The following is a 5,139-nucleotide window of genomic DNA, read 5'->3' as shown; positions in this document are numbered from 1 at the left end:
CGGCAAAGCAGATCAAAATCTCGGCAACGGCAACGGCAACGGCAACGGCAACGGCAGGGGCAGGGGCAGGGGCAGGGGCAGGGGCAGGGCAGGCACCTGGCCAGAGCCGAGGCGTCAGGGCCAGGGGCGCCGATTTGCGCCATGCGCTGGGCGCTTGAATCCTGCCCACCGTGCCGCATCTCATCGACAGGGCGTCCTTCGACGCAAACGGAGACAAGACGATGGCCGGTTCCTCCATTCCTGGCGTGGGCGCGTTCAAACAGCGCATGCCGCAGCGTGAAGATGCGTTGCCCGGGCGCGGTGCGCCGCTGCCGCTGGACAATGTCCATCATGTCCTGGGGCGGCCGTTGCGAGACGATTTCGAAGGGCTGGCGCGGGTCCAGTTCGGCATGGGCTGTTTCTGGGGCGCCGAACGCAAGTTCTGGTCGCTGTCGGGGGTGTTCACGACCGCGGTCGGGTACTCGGGCGGTTACACCCCGAATCCGAGTTATCGCGAGGTCTGCAGCGGCCAGACCGGGCATACCGAGGCGGTGTTGGTGGTGTACGACCCCAAGCTGATCGGGTTCGAGGATCTGCTCAAGGTGTTCTGGGAGAGCCACGACCCGACCCAGGGCATGCGCCAGGGCAACGACGAGGGCACTCAGTACCGCTCGGCGTTGTATTGCGAGACCGACAGCCAGTACCAGGCGGCATTGGCCAGCCGCGATGCCTTCCAGGCGAAGTTGCGCGAGGCCGGGTTCGGCGAGATCACTACCGAGATCGTGCAGCCGGCGCCGACCTTCTATTACGCCGAGAACGAGCACCAGCAGTATCTGTCGAAGAACCCGATGGGCTATTGCGGTCTCGGCGGCACCGGGGTGAGTTGCCCGATCGGCGTGGTCTGAGCAGGCCAATCCAACCGACCCGAGGAACGGCGCACATCGGTGCGCCGTTTTTCGTTGATCCGTTCGTGCCTGGCCAGCAACACGAGCGCTCTGGTTATACGATCATCTGCAACGGCGATGTTGGGCGTTCGAGCTGCGTACCGGCCTCAAGCGAACTCGCGCGCGAACATGGCGCGGTATTGGCGGATGGCATCTTCCTGCTCCGGCACCAGGATCCGCAGGCAGGCCTGCGCGAAAGAGATCGGCGCGGAACCCGATGCGCTGACGACCAGGCCGTCGCTGATGCAGCTGTCCTCGCGGTACGACGCCTTGCCGCCGTATCCCGGCACATCGTCGAGATAGCCCGGCTCGTTGCTGGTGTGCGCGCGATCGTCGAGCAGTCCGGCCTGCGCCAATGCGCGGGTTGCGCCGCAGATGCCAGCGACCGGCCGGCCGGCGGCGACGCGGGCCTTGATCGCGGCCAGGATCGGCGCGGGCGCGGGCGCCTGTTCCCACAGCGGACTGCCCGGCAACACCCACAGGTCGGCGGCGAGCGGATCCAGTTCGGACAAACGGTGGCGCGGTTGCAGGGTCACCCCGCCCATCGAGGTCAGCGGGGTGGCTTCGATGGCGGCGATGGCGGTCTGCAGGCCGAAGAAGGCTCGCGCCGCGGCGAGGATGGGGCCGTACTCCCAGTCCGCGGGTTGGTCGATCATCATCGCCACGATGGTCTTGCTCATGTCGCGCTCCTGCTGCGGTGGGAGGAGCATCATGGCGCAGTCGTCGCTTGTGGGCTCGACGATGTTCGCCTGCGTTCTCGCGACTGTGACCGCCGTTACCGCGTTCAGTACGCCTGGATCGAACAGGCGTAGACCAATTCGCAGGCGCCCTTGCCGCTGTCGGTGCGGCTCATCGAGCTGTCCCAACGCATGCCTTCGTCGGTCTCGACCCGTACCAGCCAGCCATCGACGCGCACGCGCTGGTCCTTGCGCACGCGCTTGAGCGCGCGGGCGACTTCGGCGTTGGCAGGAATGATGTGCAGATTGCCGACCGAACGTTGCATCTCGTCGACCGGAATCGGCGGCTTGCCGAAGTAGCGATAGGTCAGGAACCGCACTTCCTGGGTGATGTCGAGTTGCGAGAGAACCGTGTCTTCGCGCATGCGGCCCCAGCCGATGGCCAGGTCGGTCGGCGAGAACTCGGCCTCGCGTCCCATGCGGTAGTCGCGCCGCGACAGCACCCGACCGTCGATGCTGAAGCCGGCCAGCGGCGTCACTGCGCCCGGTTCGAGCTGGAACGGCCGCAGCGTGGCCGGCACCGCGGTCTGCAAAGGTTCGGCGCCGTCGACCACGCGCGGCGGCAGCGGGCAATCGACGCTCGCGCCGTTGGCGGGTTCCGGGAAGTGCAGGGGACGCGGCGACACCGGCGAGTACCACCAGCCGATCGTGCTCAGGATCAGGCAACACACGACCCAGGCGCGTGGGCTCATCGTGCTTCCCGGGTCGGCTTGCGCGCGCCGTGGCCGTTACCGCGCGGCGGCTGCAACAGCGAGGCCGGCAACTTGCGCAGTTCCTCGGCCAGTTGCATCAGGAAATCCGACATCGCCGAGCTGCGGCGCCAGAGCATGCCGATCTGCCGGTGCGGCGGGTCGCCGCTGAAACGCAGCAGATGGATGTCGGGCGACTGCGGCACCGGCGGCTGCACTGCGAGCATCGGCAACAAGGTGATGCCTACCCCTGCGGCGACCATCTGCCGCAGGGTCTCCAGGCTGGTGGCGCGGAAGCCGTCGCGCTCGTCGGCGCCGGACAGGCGGCAGACATCGAGCGCCTGGTCGCGCAGGCAGTGGCCTTCTTCGAGCAGCAGCAAGTGCTGATCGTCGAGGTCGTGCAATTCGAGCGTGTCGCGCCCGGCCATCGGATGCTGCTGCGGCACCGCCAGCAGGAAGGGTTCGTCGAACAGGGGTTCGACATGCAGTTGGTCGTCGTGGATCGGCAGCGCCAACAGGCCGGCGTCGAGGCGGCCGTCGCGCAGGCGGGCGAGGATCTGGTCGGTCTTCTCCTCGACCAACAGCAATTCAAGACGCGGAAAGCGTTTGCGCAGCCCCGGCACCACGTGCGGCAGTAGGTAGGGGCCGAGGGTCGGGAACAGCCCCAGGCGCACCGTGCCGGCTTCCGGGTCCTGGCTGCGGCGGGCGATCTCGCTCATCTGCTCGACGTCGGCGATGACCTTGCGCGCGCGTTCGGCGATGTCGCGCCCGACCGGGGTCAGCATGACCCGGCGCGGCGCGCGTTCGACCAGCGACACCCCCAGTTCTTCTTCGAGCTTCTTGATCTGCGTCGAAAGCGTGGGTTGGCTCACGAAGCTCGCGGCGGCGGCCCGGCCAAAATGCTTGTGATCGGCCAAGGCGACCAGATATTTGAGATCACGCAGGTTCATCGATGGTCGCCAATTGATATAGACTATCGCCATAATAGGAACAATTCATTTCAGTAATCAATTGCTGGGGTGCAACATACGACCCCTAAGTTGTTCCTTCGGCAACAACCCCTCTTTACCCCTCCCATCCCTTCAAGGAGTCATCCGCATGCTTTCGATCGGCGAGAAGTTCCCGAAATTCAAGGTCAAGGCCACCGTCGGTATCGAGAACCTCGATAGCGCGTTCGCCGACATCGACAACGACACCTACAAGGGCAAGTGGCTGCTGGTGTTCTTCTACCCGAAGGACTTCACCTTCGTCTGCCCGACCGAGATCAAGGGCTTCGGCGACCTGAACCAGCAGTTCCTCGACCGCGATTGCCAGGTCCTGGCCGCCTCGACCGACAGCGAGTTCGTGCACCTGGCATGGCGCAAGGACCACAAGGACCTGCGCGACCTGCCGTTCCCCATGCTGGCCGACATCAAGAAGGACCTGACCTCGGCGCTCGGCATCCTGTCCGAAGACGGCGTCGCTCAGCGCGCCACCTTCCTGGTCGATCCGGACGGCATCATCCGTTTCGTCTACGTCACCGACGGTTCGGTCGGCCGCAACCCGCAGGAAGTCCTGCGCGTGCTGGACGCCCTGCAGACCGACGAGCTGTGCCCGTGCAACTGGAACCAGGGCGAGAGCACCCTCAAGGTCGCCTGATCCGTTCGGATCGCACGACCCGGGAGTGATTCCCCGCGGAGCCGGATTCCGTGACCCGGCTCCCCTCTGGTTCTGCCTGCGCTGTCGGCCCGCCGCCAGCGCAGTTTTCAAAGTAGTCCCGCATGCGGGCCGGCCTCGCCGGTCCTCCCTCCCTCCCGTGCGGGATGCCCACAGTCGGGGTTCGCCCCGGCTGTTCCTATCCGCTTCGTCCCGTTCGTGTCGTTTCCCAGCCAGCCGTGCGCGATGCGCATGCCCGCCAGGCGATGGCGCGTGCCCGGTCCTCGCGATCGGTGCGCCTGCGCCGCCGCGACGCGACGATCCCCCGCCGATTCCAGGAGTATTCCGATGAGCCTTTCCGATCTTCGCAACTCGCTTCCCGATTACGCCAAGGACCTCAAGCTCAACCTCGACAGCGTGCTCAGCGACGCCGGTTCGCCGGGTCTGGACGGCAAGCAGATCCGCGCCATCGCCCTGGCCTCGGCGATCGCCTCGCGCCACAAGCCGCTGGCCGCCGCGATCGAAGCCTTCGCCGCCGAGAAGCTGTCGCCGGAAGAAATCAACGGCGCCAAGGCCGCCGCGGCGGTGATGGCGATGAACAACATTTACTACCGCGCCACCCACCTGATCCAGAACGAAGAATACGGCCAGCTGCGTGCCGGCCTGCGCATGAACGTCATGGCCAGCCCGGGCATCGACAAGATGACCTTCGAACTGGCGTCGCTGGCGGTGTCGGCGATCAACGGTTGCGGCGCCTGCATGGATTCGCACGAGAAGGTGGTGCGCAAGCACGAAGTCAGCGCGCAGGGCGTGCAGAGCTCGCTGAAGATCGGTGCGGTGGTGCATGCGGTGGCGGTAACGTTGGAGCAGATGTGATCGGTTGATCTGCTCTGGCAGCTAGAGTTCTTGCGAAATCGCCGGCGAAAGCCGGCGATTTTTGTTTCGGGGCGTGGCAGCGTATCCCGATCTGTTTGTGCAACTCTTTGCCTTCCACCTTCCACCTTCCACCTTCCACCTTCCACCTTCCGCCTTCCGCCTTCCGCCCTTGCCTTTGCCGTTGCTCGGCGCGGCATCGAACGAGCGAGAACACACGTAGACTCGGAGGGCGCCGCACAGGACGTGCGGCGTTTTCCGATAAGACAGGGACGTCTTATC

Annotated in this window: 6 protein-coding genes; 3 read left to right on the top strand and 3 right to left on the bottom strand. The window is 65.8% G+C overall.

From position 1 onward, the window contains the following. The first annotated feature begins 236 nt into the window (after positions 1 to 236). Positions 237 to 884 (top strand): peptide-methionine (S)-S-oxide reductase MsrA, encoded by a 648-nt coding sequence (msrA, locus tag EX88_RS0122385; protein WP_031374206.1) that lies wholly within the window; start codon positions 237 to 239, stop codon positions 882 to 884. Between the two features lie 146 nt (positions 885 to 1,030). On the opposite strand, the gene EX88_RS0122380 is transcribed toward msrA, so the two are convergent. The 3 genes from EX88_RS0122380 to EX88_RS0122370 form a co-directional block, all read right to left on the bottom strand. After that, on the bottom strand, positions 1,031 to 1,603 hold the full coding sequence (locus EX88_RS0122380) for a DJ-1/PfpI family protein (protein WP_031374205.1): 573 nt from the start codon (positions 1,601 to 1,603) through the stop codon (positions 1,031 to 1,033). A gap of 104 nt (positions 1,604 to 1,707) precedes the next feature. Continuing rightward, the gene (locus tag EX88_RS0122375) at positions 1,708 to 2,352 is read right to left on the bottom strand and encodes a hypothetical protein (protein WP_051885438.1); all 645 of its coding nucleotides are present in this window, start codon (positions 2,350 to 2,352) and stop codon (positions 1,708 to 1,710) included. Next, positions 2,349 to 3,299 (bottom strand): LysR substrate-binding domain-containing protein, encoded by a 951-nt coding sequence (locus EX88_RS0122370; protein ID WP_051885437.1) that lies wholly within the window; start codon positions 3,297 to 3,299, stop codon positions 2,349 to 2,351. Before EX88_RS0122370 ends, EX88_RS0122375 begins: the two co-directional genes overlap by 4 nt. A gap of 148 nt (positions 3,300 to 3,447) precedes the next feature. Here EX88_RS0122370 and EX88_RS0122365 point away from each other — a divergent pair, with 148 nt between their 5' ends. Then, the gene (locus EX88_RS0122365; RefSeq protein ID WP_031374202.1) at positions 3,448 to 3,987 is read left to right on the top strand and encodes a peroxiredoxin; all 540 of its coding nucleotides are present in this window, start codon (positions 3,448 to 3,450) and stop codon (positions 3,985 to 3,987) included. Between the two features lie 345 nt (positions 3,988 to 4,332). Next, positions 4,333 to 4,860: a carboxymuconolactone decarboxylase family protein gene (locus tag EX88_RS0122360; RefSeq protein WP_031374201.1), complete on the top strand. Its 528-nt coding sequence runs from the start codon at positions 4,333 to 4,335 to the stop codon at positions 4,858 to 4,860. Positions 4,861 to 5,139: the final 279 nt, after the last annotated feature.

It is taken from the genome of Lysobacter antibioticus (assembly GCF_000731095.1).
Lineage (GTDB): Bacteria > Pseudomonadota > Gammaproteobacteria > Xanthomonadales > Xanthomonadaceae > Lysobacter > Lysobacter antibioticus_B.
Note: the sequence above shows the minus strand (reverse complement) of the source record. Positions and strands in the feature narration are given on the sequence as shown.